Annotated in this window: 20 protein-coding genes; all 20 read right to left on the reverse strand. The window is 43.8% G+C overall.

Annotation, left to right across the window (positions count from 1 at the left end; all coding sequences use genetic code 11):
- Window positions 1-20: 20 nt before the first annotated feature.
- The 20 genes from aroB to HHK01_RS09080 all read right to left on the reverse strand — a co-directional run bounded on the left by aroB (window position 21) and on the right by HHK01_RS09080 (window position 16947).
- A complete protein-coding gene (gene aroB, locus HHK01_RS08990; protein WP_170007473.1) occupies window positions 21-1094 on the reverse strand; it encodes a 3-dehydroquinate synthase in 1074 nt (357 codons plus the stop codon).
- Between the two features lie 3 nt (window positions 1095-1097).
- Window positions 1098-2270, reverse strand: a complete 1173-nt coding sequence (aroC, locus tag HHK01_RS08995) for a chorismate synthase (protein ID WP_170007474.1) — start codon at window positions 2268-2270, stop codon at window positions 1098-1100.
- Between the two features lie 281 nt (window positions 2271-2551).
- Complete coding sequence (locus tag HHK01_RS09000; protein ID WP_228027740.1) at window positions 2552-3334, reverse strand: CheR family methyltransferase; 783 nt, start codon at window positions 3332-3334, stop codon at window positions 2552-2554.
- A gap of 141 nt (window positions 3335-3475) precedes the next feature.
- Window positions 3476-3922, reverse strand: a complete 447-nt coding sequence (gene ndk / locus HHK01_RS09005) for a nucleoside-diphosphate kinase (RefSeq protein WP_170007475.1) — start codon at window positions 3920-3922, stop codon at window positions 3476-3478.
- A gap of 3 nt (window positions 3923-3925) precedes the next feature.
- The gene (locus HHK01_RS15585) at window positions 3926-4069 is read right to left on the reverse strand and encodes a hypothetical protein (protein WP_228027529.1); all 144 of its coding nucleotides are present in this window, start codon (window positions 4067-4069) and stop codon (window positions 3926-3928) included.
- 92 nt (window positions 4070-4161) lie between these two features.
- A complete protein-coding gene (gene hepT, locus HHK01_RS09010; protein WP_170007476.1) occupies window positions 4162-5124 on the reverse strand; it encodes a heptaprenyl diphosphate synthase component II in 963 nt (320 codons plus the stop codon).
- 56 nt (window positions 5125-5180) lie between these two features.
- Window positions 5181-5879: a demethylmenaquinone methyltransferase gene (locus HHK01_RS09015; RefSeq protein WP_407646901.1), complete on the reverse strand. Its 699-nt coding sequence runs from the start codon at window positions 5877-5879 to the stop codon at window positions 5181-5183.
- Window positions 5880-5883: 4 nt separating this feature from the next.
- Window positions 5884-6702, reverse strand: coding sequence for a heptaprenyl diphosphate synthase component 1 (locus tag HHK01_RS09020; RefSeq protein WP_170007478.1), 819 nt, complete (start codon window positions 6700-6702; stop codon window positions 5884-5886).
- Window positions 6703-6918: 216 nt separating this feature from the next.
- On the reverse strand, window positions 6919-7149 hold the full coding sequence (gene mtrB, locus HHK01_RS09025; RefSeq protein ID WP_170007479.1) for a trp RNA-binding attenuation protein MtrB: 231 nt from the start codon (window positions 7147-7149) through the stop codon (window positions 6919-6921).
- Window positions 7150-7176: 27 nt separating this feature from the next.
- Window positions 7177-7746: a GTP cyclohydrolase I FolE gene (gene folE / locus HHK01_RS09030; protein ID WP_170007480.1), complete on the reverse strand. Its 570-nt coding sequence runs from the start codon at window positions 7744-7746 to the stop codon at window positions 7177-7179.
- Between the two features lie 230 nt (window positions 7747-7976).
- A complete protein-coding gene (locus HHK01_RS09035) occupies window positions 7977-8249 on the reverse strand; it encodes an HU family DNA-binding protein (RefSeq protein ID WP_170007481.1) in 273 nt (90 codons plus the stop codon).
- 628 nt (window positions 8250-8877) lie between these two features.
- Window positions 8878-9558: a hypothetical protein gene (locus HHK01_RS09040; RefSeq protein WP_170007482.1), complete on the reverse strand. Its 681-nt coding sequence runs from the start codon at window positions 9556-9558 to the stop codon at window positions 8878-8880.
- Between the two features lie 111 nt (window positions 9559-9669).
- Entirely contained in the window at window positions 9670-11148 is a 1479-nt protein-coding gene (gene spoIVA / locus HHK01_RS09045) for a stage IV sporulation protein A (RefSeq protein WP_170007483.1), read from the reverse strand.
- 426 nt (window positions 11149-11574) lie between these two features.
- The gene (locus tag HHK01_RS09050) at window positions 11575-12309 is read right to left on the reverse strand and encodes a hypothetical protein (RefSeq protein WP_170008734.1); all 735 of its coding nucleotides are present in this window, start codon (window positions 12307-12309) and stop codon (window positions 11575-11577) included.
- Window positions 12310-12321: 12 nt separating this feature from the next.
- A complete protein-coding gene (locus HHK01_RS09055; RefSeq protein WP_170007484.1) occupies window positions 12322-12522 on the reverse strand; it encodes a DUF2768 domain-containing protein in 201 nt (66 codons plus the stop codon).
- A gap of 159 nt (window positions 12523-12681) precedes the next feature.
- Window positions 12682-13731 carry an NAD(P)H-dependent glycerol-3-phosphate dehydrogenase gene (locus HHK01_RS09060; protein WP_170007485.1) on the reverse strand — a complete coding sequence of 350 codons (1050 nt, stop codon included), beginning with the start codon at window positions 13729-13731 and terminating at the stop codon, window positions 12682-12684.
- A 21-nt stretch (window positions 13732-13752) separates the two neighbouring features.
- Window positions 13753-15063: a ribosome biogenesis GTPase Der gene (gene der, locus HHK01_RS09065; RefSeq protein WP_170007486.1), complete on the reverse strand. Its 1311-nt coding sequence runs from the start codon at window positions 15061-15063 to the stop codon at window positions 13753-13755.
- Window positions 15064-15260: 197 nt separating this feature from the next.
- Window positions 15261-15446, reverse strand: a complete 186-nt coding sequence (locus tag HHK01_RS09070) for a capping complex subunit for YIEGIA (RefSeq protein ID WP_170007487.1) — start codon at window positions 15444-15446, stop codon at window positions 15261-15263.
- Window positions 15443-16339, reverse strand: coding sequence for a YIEGIA family protein (locus HHK01_RS09075; RefSeq protein WP_170007488.1), 897 nt, complete (start codon window positions 16337-16339; stop codon window positions 15443-15445). The genes HHK01_RS09070 and HHK01_RS09075 overlap by 4 nt, the downstream gene beginning before the upstream one ends.
- Window positions 16336-16947 (reverse strand): YphA family membrane protein, encoded by a 612-nt coding sequence (locus tag HHK01_RS09080; protein ID WP_170007489.1) that lies wholly within the window; start codon window positions 16945-16947, stop codon window positions 16336-16338. The genes HHK01_RS09075 and HHK01_RS09080 overlap by 4 nt, the downstream gene beginning before the upstream one ends.
- Between the last annotated feature and the right edge of the window lie 102 nt (window positions 16948-17049).

The raw sequence follows: 17049 nt of genomic DNA on the forward strand, positions 1-17049 counted from the left end.
AAACCTCTCCCCCTTTTTCTTTACAGACTCAGTTCAAGAAAGCGGCGTATGAATGCATCTTCTACTGACACCACATGTGGACGCCCGACCTTTTCTAGTAAGCAATATCGGATTACGCCACGGTCCGCTTTTTTATCGAGCTTCATTGCACTAAGAAGCTGATCGATCGATAAGCTACTAGGAATACTCGTTTCATAGCCTAATTCTTCAGCCCATTGGCAAAATTCAGCTATAGGAAAATCGAAGGAATAGTGCTCCTGACTCATTCTTAGAGCAGTTACCATGCCAATGAAAACTGCCTCTCCATGAGTCAAAACGCCATACCCAGCTTCCTTTTCTAACGCATGACCGAGTGTGTGACCAAAGTTCAATACTGCCCGAACACCTTGTTCACGTTCATCCTCGTGAACGATTCTTTCTTTAACCGCAATCCCCCGAACAATCCAACGTGTCCATTGCTCTTTTGTAACTTCGCGTAAACTAGTAACAGTACGTAACTCCCCATAAAGTTCCTTATCTCCAATAAGCCCCTCTTTCACGAGCTCTGCAAAGCCAGATCGTAGTTCACGCTCTGGTAGCGTGTCGAGAAACGAAACATCATACAATACATGCTCTGGGTGATAAAAGGCACCGATTAAATTTTTACCTTGAGAATGATTGATGCCCGTTTTCCCTCCTACAGCACTATCATGTGCGAGCAAAGTGGTCGGCACTTGCAAGAAGCGAACACCTCGTAAAAAACTTGCTGCCACAAAACCGGTTACATCACCTACCACCCCGCCACCAAGGGCAACAAGGACACACTGCCGATCAAGCTGCCATTCTAGTAAGGTTGTAAGGATATTTTCAAATGTAGAAAACGATTTTGTTTGTTCTCCTGCTGGAAGCACAAGCCGCTTCATTGGGAAGACTTGAGCACATGGTTCATACAAGGATTGGCCATATAGTGGATTCACATGCTCATCTGTAATCACAACAACCGTTGATGGAGCGGGTGTCATTCCTGACAAGATGGCTGGAAGTGTAGAGGAAACCCCCTCCCCAATGGTCACTTCATACGGTTTATGAGCGCGGATTTGATAAGAAGTTGTCATTGCTTAAAACTCCATAGCCAGTTTGCGTTGCTTAGTGATAGCGGCTTGTAAATCTTCTAATGTGTCACTGCTAAACTGTTCCATCAAGGCATTCGCCACTTCCCATGCAATGACGTTTTCAGCTACTACACTAGCTGCTGGCACCGCACAGCTGTCGCTGCGTTCAATACTGGCTTGAAATACTTCTTTCGTATCAATATCAACACTGTCAAGTGGTTTGTACAGAGTAGGGATAGGTTTCATCACGCCGCGCACCACGATCGGCATTCCGGTAGTCATCCCACCTTCAAAACCACCGAGTCGATTGGTTTTTCGCGTGTATCCTTCATCTTTATTCCAGAGAATTTCATCGTGTACCTCACTACCGAATCGGCCGGCAGCTTCAAAACCGATACCGAACTCTACACCTTTAAACGCATTAATACTTAGCATGGCACCAGCTAATTTCGCATCAAGCTTACGATCATAATGTACATAACTTCCAACGCCAGCAGGCATTCCTTCTACAATCACTTCAACGATACCGCCGATGGAGTCTCCATTTTTCTTAGCATTGTCTATGGCATCCATCATTTCCTGATCTTTAGTAGTATCGAACACGCGTACAGGAGACTCTTCCGTTACTTTACGAAGTTCGTCTAGAGATGAATAAGGCTTATCTTCAGCGACAACATGTCCAATTTGTTTCACAACGCCGGCTACTTCTATTCCACACTCACGCAGCAATTGTTTCGCCACCGCACCAACTGCCACGCGCACCGTCGTTTCCCGGGCAGAGGAGCGTTCTAATACGTTACGCAAATCGCGATGTTGGTACTTTATACCTCCATTTAGGTCGGCATGTCCCGGTCGAGGTCGAGTAATTTTTCTACGGACTTCCGCCTCTTCGTCATTAGAAATAGGATCAATCCCCATAATTTTCGTCCAATGTGTCCAATCTTTGTTCTCAACAACGAGGGCAACTGGTGAACCGATCGTTCGTCCATGTCTGACCCCACTCATAATTTGAACACGGTCTTTTTCAATTTGCATACGTCGCCCTCGCCCGTGACCTTTTTGGCGACGAATTAATTCAGTATCAATGGATTCTCTTGTTACAGGAAGTTGTGCAGGTAAGCCTTCAATAATGGCCGTAAGCTGTGGCCCATGAGACTCTCCAGATGTCAAATACCGCACTTCTCTTTCCCCCTTCAACTCATTAAAGAATTCTGTTTTCACCACTATATCATAGTGTGTGAGGAGTGAGAAGGTAGAATACATATGTAGCTCAGGGTAATTGGTGAAGCTTTTACATGATTTGACTGATTTTGAAACGCTAAAGCTAAGTAGTTTTGAAAGGGCAGGAAATCAGAAGTAGTGAAAAGCATATTAGCAAAAAAAATCCCCCGACTAAAAAGGATTGTAACGATTACTTTTCGTTACAACCCTTTTTAGTCTATATAAACCAAGCCTTTATCCTAAATCTTCTCATAAAAAAAGGGGCGGATGGAACGAAAACCGAAACGCTCTGGGTGAAACATTTGTTCTGTGCTGCCAACAAACAAAACTCCACCTTGTTTTAAACTTTCATGAAAGCTTCTGTACACCTTTTCCTTTGCTTCTTCCGTAAAATAGATAAGAACGTTTCGACATACGATACAATCCATCTGTTTCGGATACGGGTCATGCAATAGGTTGTGTTTTTGAAATTGTACGGACCGCTTTAACTCCGACTTTACATGAAATAAAATCCCTTTTTGTTCAAGGAACAAATCTCGGTATGATTTGTCCACTTCCCGGATCGCTTTTTCAGTATAAATACCGTGTCGTGCATGCTCTAACACGGTGTTATCTAAATCTGTAGCCAACACCTTCAGCTTACTAAGCGGATACAGATCACTTAAAATCATAGCAAGTGTATATGGCTCTTCTCCAGTAGAGCAAGCCGCACTCCAAACGGACACAGGCGAATTTTGTTTAGACGCGTATGCAGGGAGAATATCCTGTTGAAAAATTTCCCATTGAGTTGGATTGCGGAAAAACTCTGAGACGTTGATGGTCATTCGATCTACACATTCTATAAGCAAGCTTTTTTCTGCCTGCAATCCTTTTGTATAGGCGCGAAACGACGAAAAGCCTCGTTTTTCATAAAGCGAGGTAATCCTCCGTTTCATTTGTGCTTCCTTATACTTAGCTAAGTCTATCCCTGTAAGCGTTTGAAATGTCTTTACAAACTGCGCATAGTCCTGTTGATCCCCCACGGCGGTCGCCTTCTTTCCACACCATTTCACGTTTCCCTTCTCTATATCGACACCAAGAAGAAAAAAGTGAAGTAAATAAAACAATCGTATGGACAACAAAAAAGAGACCGACAATAAATGTCGACCTCCTCCTATGGAAATTTATACTGTCCACGTTGTAATAGCTTTGCTGTATTCAACAAGCTCTTCGTTTTTAAAGAAAATGCCAATTTCACGCTCTGCACTCTCACTAGAATCTGATCCGTGAATGATGTTTTTTCCAACCGTAACAGCAAAATCACCTCGGATTGTGCCTGGAAGAGCGTCTTGTGGGTTTGTAGCACCCATCATCGTGCGAGCTGTTGTAATCACGCCTTCACCTTCCCACACCATCGCAAAAACAGGACCTGATGTAATAAAGTCGACGAGCTCTCCAAAGAATGGACGCTCTGTATGTTCAGCGTAATGAGTTTTCGCCATTTCTTCCGTTATGAGCATCAATTTAGCACCAACAAGTTGAAAGCCTTTGCGTTCAAAACGAGCTACGACGTCACCAATCACATTACGTTGTACGCCATCTGGTTTCACCATTAAAAAAGTCTTTTCCATTATTCACACTCCTACTTTGTTGTAAATCATACGCTTGTCCAAAATCCATAGTAGCAATGGAACGAGGATTTGGCAACGCTTTCTTAAGAGGATCTTCCATTCTTTATAGAACGAACAACGGGCTAAAACATTTTCTATGCGTTTCAACTTCTATCATGTTTAAAAAACTCTCTTTTTATTAAGAGAGCAGACTACACGAAAAAGACATAACTAAGGATAAATTAACAGAGATTGAGATATTAAAATTTGCGTTTCCCAATGTAGTTGGCAATGTTTCTGAACGTTTTGTTCGCGCGATTATTCGGGAGTCTGTCCAAGCATGCATGAGCCTTCTTCAAGTACCGTTGACTCAGTTCATAAGACCGATCGAGCGCATCCGTGCCTTTAATCGCAGCGATTATAGGTGTGAGCTCCTCTTTTGTTATGTTAGGATGAACCTTTTTTACTTGAGTCTTTGCTGTTGGGTGTTCAAGAGCATACAAGACAGGGAGTGTCAAGTTCCCTTGCCATAAATCGCTTCCTGCTGGTTTTCCAAGTTCTTCCTCTGTTCCCGTTAAGTCTAGTAAATCATCGGTAATTTGATACGCCATACCAACGTAATACCCAAATTTATAGAGGGTTTCATGTACCTCATCCTCTACACCAGCAGCAAGTGCTCCAAGTTGGCAACTCGACGCGATCAAGAGAGCGGTCTTGCGCTTAATACGACGCAGATAATCTCGTACCGTTTGATCATAACGATATTTGTCTTCAATTTGGTCAATTTCTCCAACACAAACCTCAACAATCGTATGGGCCAATATTTCGTGTGCCTTCGAAGATTGTAGTGTTGAAAATGTTTGCAGTGATTGTGCGAAAATGTAATCTCCCGTATACATGGCGATTCGATTGTCCCATTTGGCTTTAATCGTAGGTTCGCCTCTTCTTAAAACGGCATCATCGATCACATCATCGTGCACAAGTGAGGCCATATGAATACACTCCAACGCTACCGCCACTTGCTTCATCCGCTCAAAATCATACGTTCCAAACTGTCCAGCTAGTAACACAAACACAGGCCGAATCCGTTTTCCTCCAGCCTGCAATAAATGGAGGGATGCATCGTGGAGCACAGGAGATTGTGCAGTGATTGCCTCTTCCAACGCACGTTCAATTTTCTGCAAATCCCTTTGCATAAAAGAGTACAGAACATTTAATTTCATGATCGACCCACCTACACTCATACAATCCGTTTTACGGTCATTTTCTTGTTGAACATCTACTTTTGTTTAGATCCAATATGCAATGCTGCTGCTCCACCGCTGTATGATTTTACAAACACATCTGAAAAACCAGCCTGGTGGAAGTACGCTTTTAATGTGTTACGGTTCGGAAAATCTCGTGCTGATTCTTGTAGCCAAGAATACTCCTCGTAACTTTTCGCAAACAATCTACCGAACAACGGCATAATAAAACGAAAATAGCCGTAATAGAGCTGTTTATAAATAGGCATCGTCGGCTGTGAGGTCTCTAAGCAGGCGCACTTCCCTCCTGGCTTTACAACACGGTACATCTCTCTTAGTACTTGGTGCAAATCTGGTACATTCCGTAGGCCAAAACCAATGGTGACAACATCGAAAGTATTATCCTCGTAGGGCAGTTCCATCGCATTGCCGTGAACCATATTTACTTGCGGGAGCTGTTTTGTTTTTTCAATCCCAACGTTTAACATATTTTGACTGAAATCGAGCCCACATACAGTGCCTGTAGGACCCACTGCTTCCGCCAAAGAAATTGTCCAATCACCTGTTCCACAACAAACATCCAGCGCCTGTTGACCTTGTCGTACTTGCAGAATTCGCATCGTATCATTCCGCCATCGTTTGTGAAGTGAAAAGCTAATCACACTATTCATTTGATCGTACTGACCTGAAATTTTTTCGAATACTTTATGGACGCGTTCTTCCTTCGTTGCCATCACATTACCCTTCTTCCGCTAACTTCATGTTGGATATGCTCAGTTCATCTCGGAGCATTTCGTGAATTCTTTCCACAAGATACGCCGGTAAACTTGTCCTCTCGTTCACTACCCTCTCGACACGTTCACTTGTTTGCTGAACGAGTTGCTGTAAAGTGTTCGTGACATGTTGGCGCTGTTCACTCGTTAGTTCACCTTCTACGTGCGGAAATAAAATGTGTTGATAGCGAAGGAATGCCATAGAGGAAAGTCGTGATTGTTCCCAGACATCGCGTATATGGATGAGTCGTTTCCATAGTAAAATCGCCTGTAATAGTGGGCGAAAACTAGTAGCATAAAGTCTGTCTGCCAGTCGGCAATATAAAGCAGATTCTGTTGTTTCAATAGAGCGCACCCATTCTTCAACAGCTGTCATCGGATGTGTAGACGGTTCATAAAGAGCCATTTTCGACTCGTTGACTTCTTTAATGCCCTCAGAAAGGGAAGGGATAAAAGAAGACAGCGAATGCTTTGCAAGAATGGAATAAAACAGGCCACTGTAGTAGTCTCCTGCTAATACCGTTAATTGCCGAACCATTAATGGCTGCTCCTCTTCGTGTACATCCTCATGAGTGTCCAACGCCATCTGCATAAACATTGTTGCCAGAATACAAGGGTTTGCTTCTCTTTCCGGCCATTCTTTATCATGAAAGAGGGCTGTCACCAATAAGAGCTTGTCTTCATCTAGCTCAGGTTGTTTTATGTATTTTGCTAAGTAAGGGTGGTGTAGGGCTGTTATGATCTCTTCTTTTACATCCGCCACCCAACGTTTCAAATGATCCAAGTGAAATCACCCTTCATTTCAAGTAGGAATCTTTATTTATTGTAAATTCCTTGAAACATCTACTACCGTGTGCTGTTACAAACAGGACAAGTATAACATAAAAACAGAACAAAAGTCGGAATTTACGTTTAAAAAAGGAAGGCGAATTAAGATCGCGACATCGCGAGCGCAACATCCGCCCTACTCGCATCGTGCGAGCATGAAAAAAGCGAAAGGCTATTTCTTCCCTTCGCTTTCCACCTCACCATACGCTGTATATAATGTCGCCTTACCTCGAACTTTTACCGCAGATGTGTGCTCCGTGAACTGAGCTACCATCACTTCCCCTTTGTCCAACTTTTCTGCATGATGAAATCGGGTATCTGTCCCCCTAGTAAGGCCGATCACCTGTACACCATCCTCTAACGCTCGAATGACAATGTACTCTGAGTCCTTTGCATACTTCACACCATTTCCCTCCTCGTACACTTCAACTTACGATTGGTGTAATAGCGCCAAAATTTCTTGCCGCTTCGTGCTATCTTCTTTAAAAACACCACGCGCAGCCATTGTTATCGTTTTCGAACCAGGCTTTTTCACTCCACGCATCGTCATACACATATGCTCTGCTTCCACGATTACAAAAGCTCCATGTGGCGTGAGTTTATTCATAATGGAATCTGCAACTGTAGCTGTAATGCGCTCTTGTAACTGTGGACGTTTAGCAACAGCTTCAACTGCACGTGCCAGCTTACTCAATCCCGCTACCTTTCCGTCCTTGGGAATGTAAGCAACATGAGCTTTTCCAAAAAACGGAACAAGGTGGTGCTCACACATGGAAAAGAACGGAATGTCCTTTACGAAAACAAGCTCCTCATGATCTTCTGAAAAGATCGTTTCAAAGTATTCCTCTGGGTCTTGGTTAAGCCCTTGGAAAACCTCACTGTACATTCTAGCTACTCTCTTTGGTGTATCTAACAAGCCCTCTCGATCGGGATTTTCTCCTACTGCTTCCAAAATGAGACGCACTGCCTGCTCTATTTGTTCATGGTTAACTTCTTTCACGTTGTTTCCCCCTACAAAAACTATACAATTTGTATACTAGCACAACGTGAAAAGCTTCCGCAAAAAAATACTTTGGCGAAAGTGCTCTTTCTACACTATCACGTTTAAAAGTTCCATCCACCGATCGATCGGTGCGCTTTTCTATTAAAGCAACTCTAGTATCGTGAATAATTCTTTTTCATCACAAAAAAGGACTGGTGCATCACCAGTCCTTTGCCCGTCTATGTATGTTATTTCACAGCATCCTTCAGGGCTTTACCAGGCTTGAATGCAGGAACTTTGCTCGCTGCGATTTCAATTTCGTCACCAGTTTGTGGATTCCGTCCTTTACGAGCTGCACGCTCACGTACTTCAAAGTTACCAAAACCAATCAATTGGACTTTGTCACCTTCTTGAAGTGCTTTTGAAATTGTATCAAAAACAGCGTCAACAGCCTTTGTTGCTTCTTTTTTCGAAATATCACTTGATTCTGCTACAGCGTTAATAAGTTCTGTTTTGTTCATGCCATTCACCTCCTCCCAAAATGGTTGAGAGCTCCTAAAGAGAAGCATATTTTCTTGTACTACATTCGTAGACAAATTTTGCGAAAACTATACACTCCCCATACAGAATCCCGCGAAAAACATATGTTTCTCGCGTCAATTCTGATAGTAGATTATCATAACCTATCGGCAATGTGCAACAAAAATTGCAGAAAAACTTGGGAAATACGAAAAGCGAAGGGTGCTTGCCTAGGGGATCCCACTCGTCCCTGAGCCGGAGTGAAAGTCGTTTTTTGACTTTTACGGAGGTGAAGGAACGACGTGCGGTCCCCTAGCACCCGGAGCTAGACAGACGAAAAGCGAAGGGTGCTTGCCCAGGGGATCCCACTCGTCCCTGAGCCGGAGTGAAAGTCGTTTTTTGACTTTTACGGAGGTGAAGGAACGACGTGCGGTCCCCTAGCACCCGGAGCTAGACAGACGAAAAGCGAAGGGTGCTTGCCTAGGGGATCCCACTCGTCCCTGAGCCGGAGTGAAAGTCGTTTTTTTGACTTTTACGGAGCGATTTTCTAGCGCCTAGAGCGGGACATGCGGAAAGTGGAGTAAAGCATCAGTTTTCTCTATGTATTTAATCCAATTGTCTGAGCATTCTTCACCGAGTCTGGATATCTGCCTCTGACCGCGGATATCTGCCCCTGTTCGCGGATATCGGCTCCTGTTCGCGGATATCTGCCTCTGACCGCGGATATATTCTCCTGACCGCGGATATCTGCCCCTGTTCGCGGATATATTCTCCTGATCGCGGATATCTGCCCCTGTTCGCGGATATATTCTCGTGTTCGCGGATATCTGCCCCTGACCGCGGATATATTCTCCTGATCGCGGATATCTGCCTCTGTTCGCGGATATCTGCCTCTGACCGCGGATATATTCTCCTGACCGCGGATATCTGCCCCTGACCGCGGATATATTCTCCTGACCGCGGATATCTGCCCCTGTTCGCGGATATCTGCCCCTGTTCGCGGATATCTGCCCCCGTTCGCGGATATATTCTCCCAATCGCGGATATCGGCTCCTGTTCGCGGATATCTGCCCCTGTTCGCGGATATCGGCTCCTGTTCGCGGATATCTGCCCCTGTTCGCGGATATCTGCCCCCGTTCGCGGATATATTCTCCCAATCGCGGATATCGGCTCCTGTTCGCGGATATATTCTCCTGATCGCGGATATCTGCCCCTGACCGCGGATATCTGCCCCTGTTCGCGGATATATTCTCCTGGATTTGGATTTACCGCCCGAAGTCTGGATATGTTGGATTTACCGTCCTGAGTCATTCTGAATTTACCGCAACCCCTATTAACAACACCACGTCACTTGTATTTCTCAAAACAAAAAAAAACGTCTACCCCTCTAAAATACGAGCAGTAGACGCTGTGTTCATCTGGTTACAGAATGATGGCAATGAGGCCACCTGAGCCTTCATTAATGATGCGTTCTAATGTTTCTTTCAACTTATAACGAGCGTTTTCCGGCATTAACGCGAGTTTTGCTTGAATACCTTCGCGCACGATGGAGCTCAGGCTTCGGCCGAATATGTCGGAGTTCCAAATGGATAGCGGATCGTCCTCGAAATCTTGCATTAAGTATCGAACGAGTTCTTCGCTCTGTTTCTCTGTTCCAATAATTGGAGCAAATTCACTCTCAACGTCGACTTTAATCATATGGATACTCGGGGCAACTGCTCTCAATCTAACGCCAAAGCGTGCACCTTGTCGGATAATTTCCGGCTCGTCTAGACTCATATCTGCTAGCGATGGCGCGGCAATACCGTAGCCTGTTTGCTTCACCATTTTTAATGCATCCGAGACTTGATCATACTCTTGTTTCGCATGAGAGAAGTCTTGCATCAATTCTAATAGGTGGTCTTTCCCGCGAATTTCTACCCCTACAATTTCTTTCAATACTTGATCATACAAATCGTCTGGTGCGTGCAAGTCGATCTCGGCAACCCCTTGCCCCATCTCAATGCCAGCGAGTCCAGCACGCTCAATGAATTCAAATTCGCTGAAAGAGTGGACAACACGGTCGACATCACGTAGACGCTTAATGTCTTTCACCGTTTCTTTCACAGCATCTTGGTAATTCTCACGGAGCCAGTGATCCTCTTTTAACACCATCACCCAGCTCGGCAGATTTACGTTTACTTCAAGAACAGGGAATTCATATAACGCCTCGCGCATCACTGCGAGTACATCGCTTTCACGCATGCTTTCCACACTCATACATACAACTGGAATGTCGTACTTTTCACTGAGACCTTGGCGCAGTGCTTCTGTTTCCGGATGATGCGGTCTTACGGAGTTGACAACCATAATGAATGGCTTGCCAACTTCCTTCAGCTCTTCAATGACACGTTCCTCTGCTTCTAAATAATCGTAACGAGGAATTTCTCCAATCGTACCATCCGTTGTAATGACGACTCCGATAGTAGAATGTTCTTGAATCACTTTTCGCGTGCCCATTTCTGCTGCTTCATGAAACGGAATAGGCTCTTCGTACCACGGTGTATTGATCATACGAGGACCGTTTTCGTCTTCATATCCTTTTGCACCTGGGACTGTATAACCTACACAGTCGACTAAACGTACGTTGACATCCAATCCTTCATCAACATGGACAGAAATTGCTTGATTCGGAACAAACTTCGGTTCAGTGGTCATAATCGTTTTTCCTGCCGCACTTTGCGGAAGCTCGTCTTGTGCTCGAGCCCGCTCCACTTCACTACTGATGTTCGGGAGTACAACGAGCTCCATAAATTTCTTTATAAAAGTACTTTTTCCTGTTCGAACTGCTCCCACAACACCTAGATATATATCACCGCCAGTTCGCTCGGCAATATCTTTAAAAATATCGACCTTTTCCACGAGATTCCCTCCCGACTTGATTTGCTGGGACTTTGTTCAAATAACTAGACAGTCTAAATGTATGATGTTGTCCCCCTCTGTTATGACTATTTCTCGCATTCCCCCTCCAAAACTTATCTTGTATTGTCAACCATGCTGATTCTTGGTGTATGTTCGTGTCAACGAATCTAGCGAAACGTCCTTCTTCTACAATATATTGAAGGTTAAGAGCGATATGCCTGATTTTCACAGAGAATTGAAAGTGTGGGGTCTTCAAGTGAAGAAATGACTACATAGAAAGCGAAGAGGATCGGTACAAACAGTGATAATGGGAGAGGAATACCTATACATGCGTGTTAAAAACAACCACGTCCTGCCAGTTACCACGACGCGACGAACATACCCTAAGCGCTCACCACTTACCGCAATAATCAAAAAAACCGCGCCTCAATCCGAAGCATCGGTTTCTTTTGAAAAAGATATGTCATATACTGGTTCTCTGCCTTCACCTATTACAATAGGCAAAGAATAGGCTGGAACAAACGCACTCCGCTCGACAAGTTGTTCTCTAAGATCTCCTCCTTGCTCTGGTGTGATCGTTCCTTCTTGGATAAGTCTCGCCACGTCACTACGATAATCTATGTACACTTCCCCGTTAGGGCCTACTATAAGCGGTAATTGTTGTTGCGTATAGGGGCTTAATACAGTTGGTCCTTCTTCTAAACCTAACTCCTCATATCGCAAAGTAAAGACGCTATCGGCAATCTCTTCTCCATATGGTGGGTATCCTGTATTCGCATCAATACGAAATTTGAGCTCTCGAATTGCATCGGCTAGACGAAGGTCAAAAAGCTTTACTTGTGGATCCTCTTCAACGTCCACTAATACGTACTGGAATACGCCTCCATTTTCAAAGGCATTTGTCGGAACTTCACTTTGAAAACTTGGTACAATTCTTTTGAAATCGATCGGATATTTTCGATAAATAGGCGTGTCCATCTCTCTTGTTTTAATCGGCAAAATACCGTTAGCCTCTTGAAAACGGGTAACTGAAGATTGAACTGATTGAATTTGATCTTCGTAGGGTGTTTGATTGCGCGCTAACTCCTCTTGTGGATACATACATCCTGTTAGCAGAAAGACTAACGAGAGGATAACCGTCATTTGAATTCGTCTGAACATCATTCTCCACCTTTACTGCAACGTTGGTCCACTAAAGACAACTATAAATATAATAAAGCCAGCAATTATCATGAAGGAATACGCAACAAGAGCAGTAATGCCGCGCAAAATCCCTTTCAATTTATACCGACTTAGGTAAATCGTCACAACTGACAGAAACATTAATCCCATCGCACCAAAAGAAATCCACATTTTCATTAATGGGTCGATCATTTTCAACTCACCTCTTGTCTTTTCGCTTGCTATTATAGCATAACGTTCTTTCGACGAAATCGTTCCAGAGCCGAATTTGTCAACTTTGTCACAATTATCGAGTTCGTGTTACCATCAACAAGGCTCATCGCACAAAAAAAGGACCATTCGGCCCTTTCATTATCTTACAGTATCACCGTCATCAAGTATCCCAGCGAGTTCTTCCATTTCGTCTGTCCGGGTTCTTGCCATTAGTTGTTCTACAGCGGTTTTTGCCATTACACCGGAAAACAACACGCTATATAGGGCATTCGTAATAGGCATGTTGACATCATACCGTTTGCTTAATTGGTAGGCTGCTTTTGTAGTGCGTACTCCTTCTACAACCATGCCCATCTGCTCCAACACCTCATCTAGATGTTTTCCTTTTCCTAGCATGTTGCCTGCTCGCCAGTTGCGCGAGTGTACGCTTGTACATGTCACAATTAGGTCTCCAATACCGGTTAACCCGGAAAATGTTAACGGTCTGGCACCCATTTTTGTACCGAGCCTAGCAATTTCGGCAAGACCACGTGTAATGAGAGCCGCTTTGGCATTATCACCGAACCCTAGACCGTCTGAAATACCAGCAGCGAGAGCGATAATATTTTTCAGTGCCCCTCCGAGCTCAACCCCAATAAGGTCTGGATTGGTATACACACGAAAATGTCGTGTCATAAATAAATCCTGAACCCATTCTGCCGCCACCATCGACGAAGATGCCACAGTAACGGTTGTAGGATGGCGCAATTGTACTTCTTCTGCATGTGATGGCCCACTCAAAACAACAAGATCTTGCACAAGGTCACCCAGCTCTTCATGAATCATTTCTGAAATCCGGCAAAGAGAGTCTGGTTCGATACCTTTAGACACATGAACAAATCTCATCGGTTGTCCTATGTGACCCTTTACCTTCTGACAAACCTCACGAATTGCCTTTGTCGGGACAGCAAAAATAATGACATCCGCATGAGTGCACGCCGTTTTTAACGAGCTTGTCGGCACAATTGACTCGGGTAGGTGGGCACCAGGTAAGTATCGCTGATTTATTCGCGTTTCTTTCATTTTCTCCATCGCTTCCTGCCGATGTCCCCACAAGCGAACATCATGATTGTTATCAGCGAGTACAAGAGAAAGTGCTGTCCCCCAACTACCTGCTCCTAGCATGGCTATTGAAAATTTCTTTTCCATTAAACCACCTCTTTTTTGCGATTAAGACCGTGCTCGTGCAATTAACCGAATGGGCGTGCCTGTAAATCCAAATGCTTCGCGAATACGATTTTCTAAAAAGCGTTCATAAGAAAAATGTAACAGTTCTGGGTCGTTTACAAACAACACAAATGTAGGCGGCTTCACGGCAACCTGGGTTGCGTAATAAATATTTAAGCGTCTTCCTTTATCAGTAGGTGTCGGATTCATGGCGATAGCATCCATCACTACTTCGTTCAGAATGTTTGTTTGGACTCGGATCGCGTGAAACTCCGCTACCATTTTTATCGTGGGAAGAATGGTATGAAGTCGTTGTTTCGTTTGCGCAGATACAAACACGATCGGTGCATAATCCAAAAATTGGAAGTGATCCCGAATATTCTGCTCGAATTTATGAAGTGTTTTGTCATCCTTTTCAAGTGCGTCCCATTTATTCACGACAATGATGACACCCCGACCTGCCTCGTGTGCGTAACCTGCAATTTTTTTATCTTGCTCAATAATGCCTTCTTCCGCGTTAATCACAACTAACACAACATCAGATCGCTCTATCGCCCGCAACGCGCGGAGTACACTATATTTTTCAACGCTTTCATACACTTTTCCTCTTTTTCTCATTCCCGCTGTATCAATGATTACGTATTCGTCACCGTCATACGTATACACAGAATCAATGGCATCTCGAGTCGTCCCAGCAATATCGCTCACAATAACTCGATCTTCACCGAGGAGAGCATTCACGATCGATGATTTTCCGACATTAGGTCTGCCAATGAGAGAGAAGCGAATGGTATCTTCATCATAATCATTTGCTTGTTCAGTTGGAAAGTGCTTCACGACCTCATCCAGTACGTCTCCAAGACCAAGTCCATGAGATCCTGAAACCGGATAAGGTTCCCCAACCCCGAGAGCATAAAAATCATACAACTGATCTCTCATTGACGGGTTGTCCACTTTGTTCACAGCAAGAACAACCGGTTTTTTTGACTTATATAGTCGTTTAGCTACTTCTTCATCAGCAGAAGTGACACCTTCGCGACCGCTTGTTAAAAAGAGAATGACATCAGCCTCTTCAATAGCAATATCAGCCTGCAAGCGGATTTGTTCTAAAAACGGTTCGTCCCCCATATCAATTCCACCGGTATCAATCATGGAAAAAGAACGGGTTAGCCATTCGGCTTCACTATAAATTCGATCTCTCGTTACACCAGGTGTATCTTCAACAATGGAAATCCGCTCACCTACTATACGATTGAAGATCGTCGACTTTCCTACATTTGGACGTCCTACAATCGCTACTACTGGTTTTGTCATACGTTCCACCTCAATATCTTTCACGTTCATCTCATTTGCACGAACGAAAATACCCTTCTAAAGGGCATAGAAGGGCCTTATACTTCAGTATAGCAAATGATAGACGGAAACAAAATATTTCTGTAAATGAGTCGTTAAAAAAGCAGGGCGAAATATCGATATTCCCTCCGATCATAACACTTTCCCTGTAGACCATCTTAATGTCTAACCACAACAAAAACTTCTTCCGATACTAGATGAGCGATGCCATCTAATATCGCTTCAAGGTTGAGTGCTACTTTGTGTAACTCTTCTACTGAGTCAACATGAAATACTGCACAACCAGTCGGTGCTTTTTCCGGATCTGTCGTAATAGCCGCTAAAATAAACTTTTCGAGAGTCATGCTCGTTCACGCCCCTTCTGATCAAGATGTCGTTCGCTTGGCATACGTATAGCATTCTCAAGCGTAGGACAAGCTTTAATCACACGTTCAGCCTTCTCTCTGTCCTGCTCATGAGGAATTAGGAATACACCGAGCCTCCCATCAATTAAATCTCTTTTGGCAAGTGGATACAACGAAGGCTCTCCTGAATCACGGTGTACACCTAAAGCAGTTGACACATCATGAATAATGGCTTGGCGTTGTCCTAAATTTGAAATTGTGGTCAATGCATTTAAGTTTTTCGGTGTTAAAACAAAACCCATGCCATACTCTAAAATGATCTCCTGCTTGCTCGGTAACCCGATGTTCATGATGTAAATATCGTCAACGTGCAGTCCTGCTCCCTCAAAATGTAACGGTTGATACTCCACATGAACAATGTCACCTATTTTATTTCCTTTCATCATACGATGAGTTATGAAAAAACAAATGACGGCGACAATGGTGGCGATCCCTATCCCGAAGATCACATAGGCAAAGGTAGACAAAAGAGAAGTGAAAATGACTAAGTAGTTCCGTGATTCGAAAGTCAATGCGATGCCTTCTATGTATGCCTTTCCTCTCGATACCAACTCGTAGCTATCCAGTTCAGTCAGTGTATTCCGTTCCATATTACGCACCTCACGAAACTGTGAGGCTGCGACAGTCAAAAACGTGATGGCTGTATATTCTTCTTCTAAAATGGCAGGAACAGCTATCGTCCCCAAACTTGCTGCAATAAATCCTAAAGCAATATGGATAATTTTACCGTGTAAATAAGTCGGATATTGACGGTAATCTGTTTTCAGCATAGAAATACGCGTTACCGTTCCTACAACTACCCCAAATATAACTGGATACAAATACTCATTCATGATGTTCTTTGTCTCTCCTTTTTCACTGAAGTTGTCACTAATTGCCAACGTTTCATAGTTACTTCGTATGTTGTAATAAAAACAATTCCTATCACGCCAAGCATTAACGTATCCAATAAAAAAGTACCCCCAGATGTATAACCAAAGCGCCATTTTTCTAGAATCCAGCCAAATAACCAATCCCCCTGCACCATTCCTAGGGAGATGAATATAGCCCGAGTAGCGCCGTTATTTGAAAGCAGCACCGAGCAAGCCACTAAGCAAATAGCTAGCAGCCACCTCTCATCTATAAACACCCATACCGGATCATACAGGCTAATTAATTTAAACGCTGCATACCCAAGCGTAAGAGACAAACTCCCCCAAACCATAAACAAAGTCTGCTTTATATTCCCTTTAGCGACCCACCAAATACAAAGGATCCATATAATAACCGTCCATACCGCTACCGTCCAAGTGGGAGTAATCGATATTGTGTGTTGACTAAACGCTATCCACAGTAGAAGGACTGCACTTATAGGGGTTCTATAAGGAGTTTCTTTAGAGATTAAAAATGTGCACACGATCCAAGCGGTCCATCCTAGCCAATAGAACAGGAATCCTTCCACATCATCTCCTCCTATCTTTTCCAGTATGGGAAAAAGGTATGTAACTTAATCAGTAAAAACTGAGGGATACTACTTTAGAGTGCCAATACTAAATAAGAAGGA

The organism is Bacillus fonticola, from assembly GCF_012955605.1.
In the GTDB taxonomy this organism is placed as follows: Bacteria; Bacillota; Bacilli; order Bacillales; family JC228; genus Bacillus_CG; species Bacillus_CG fonticola.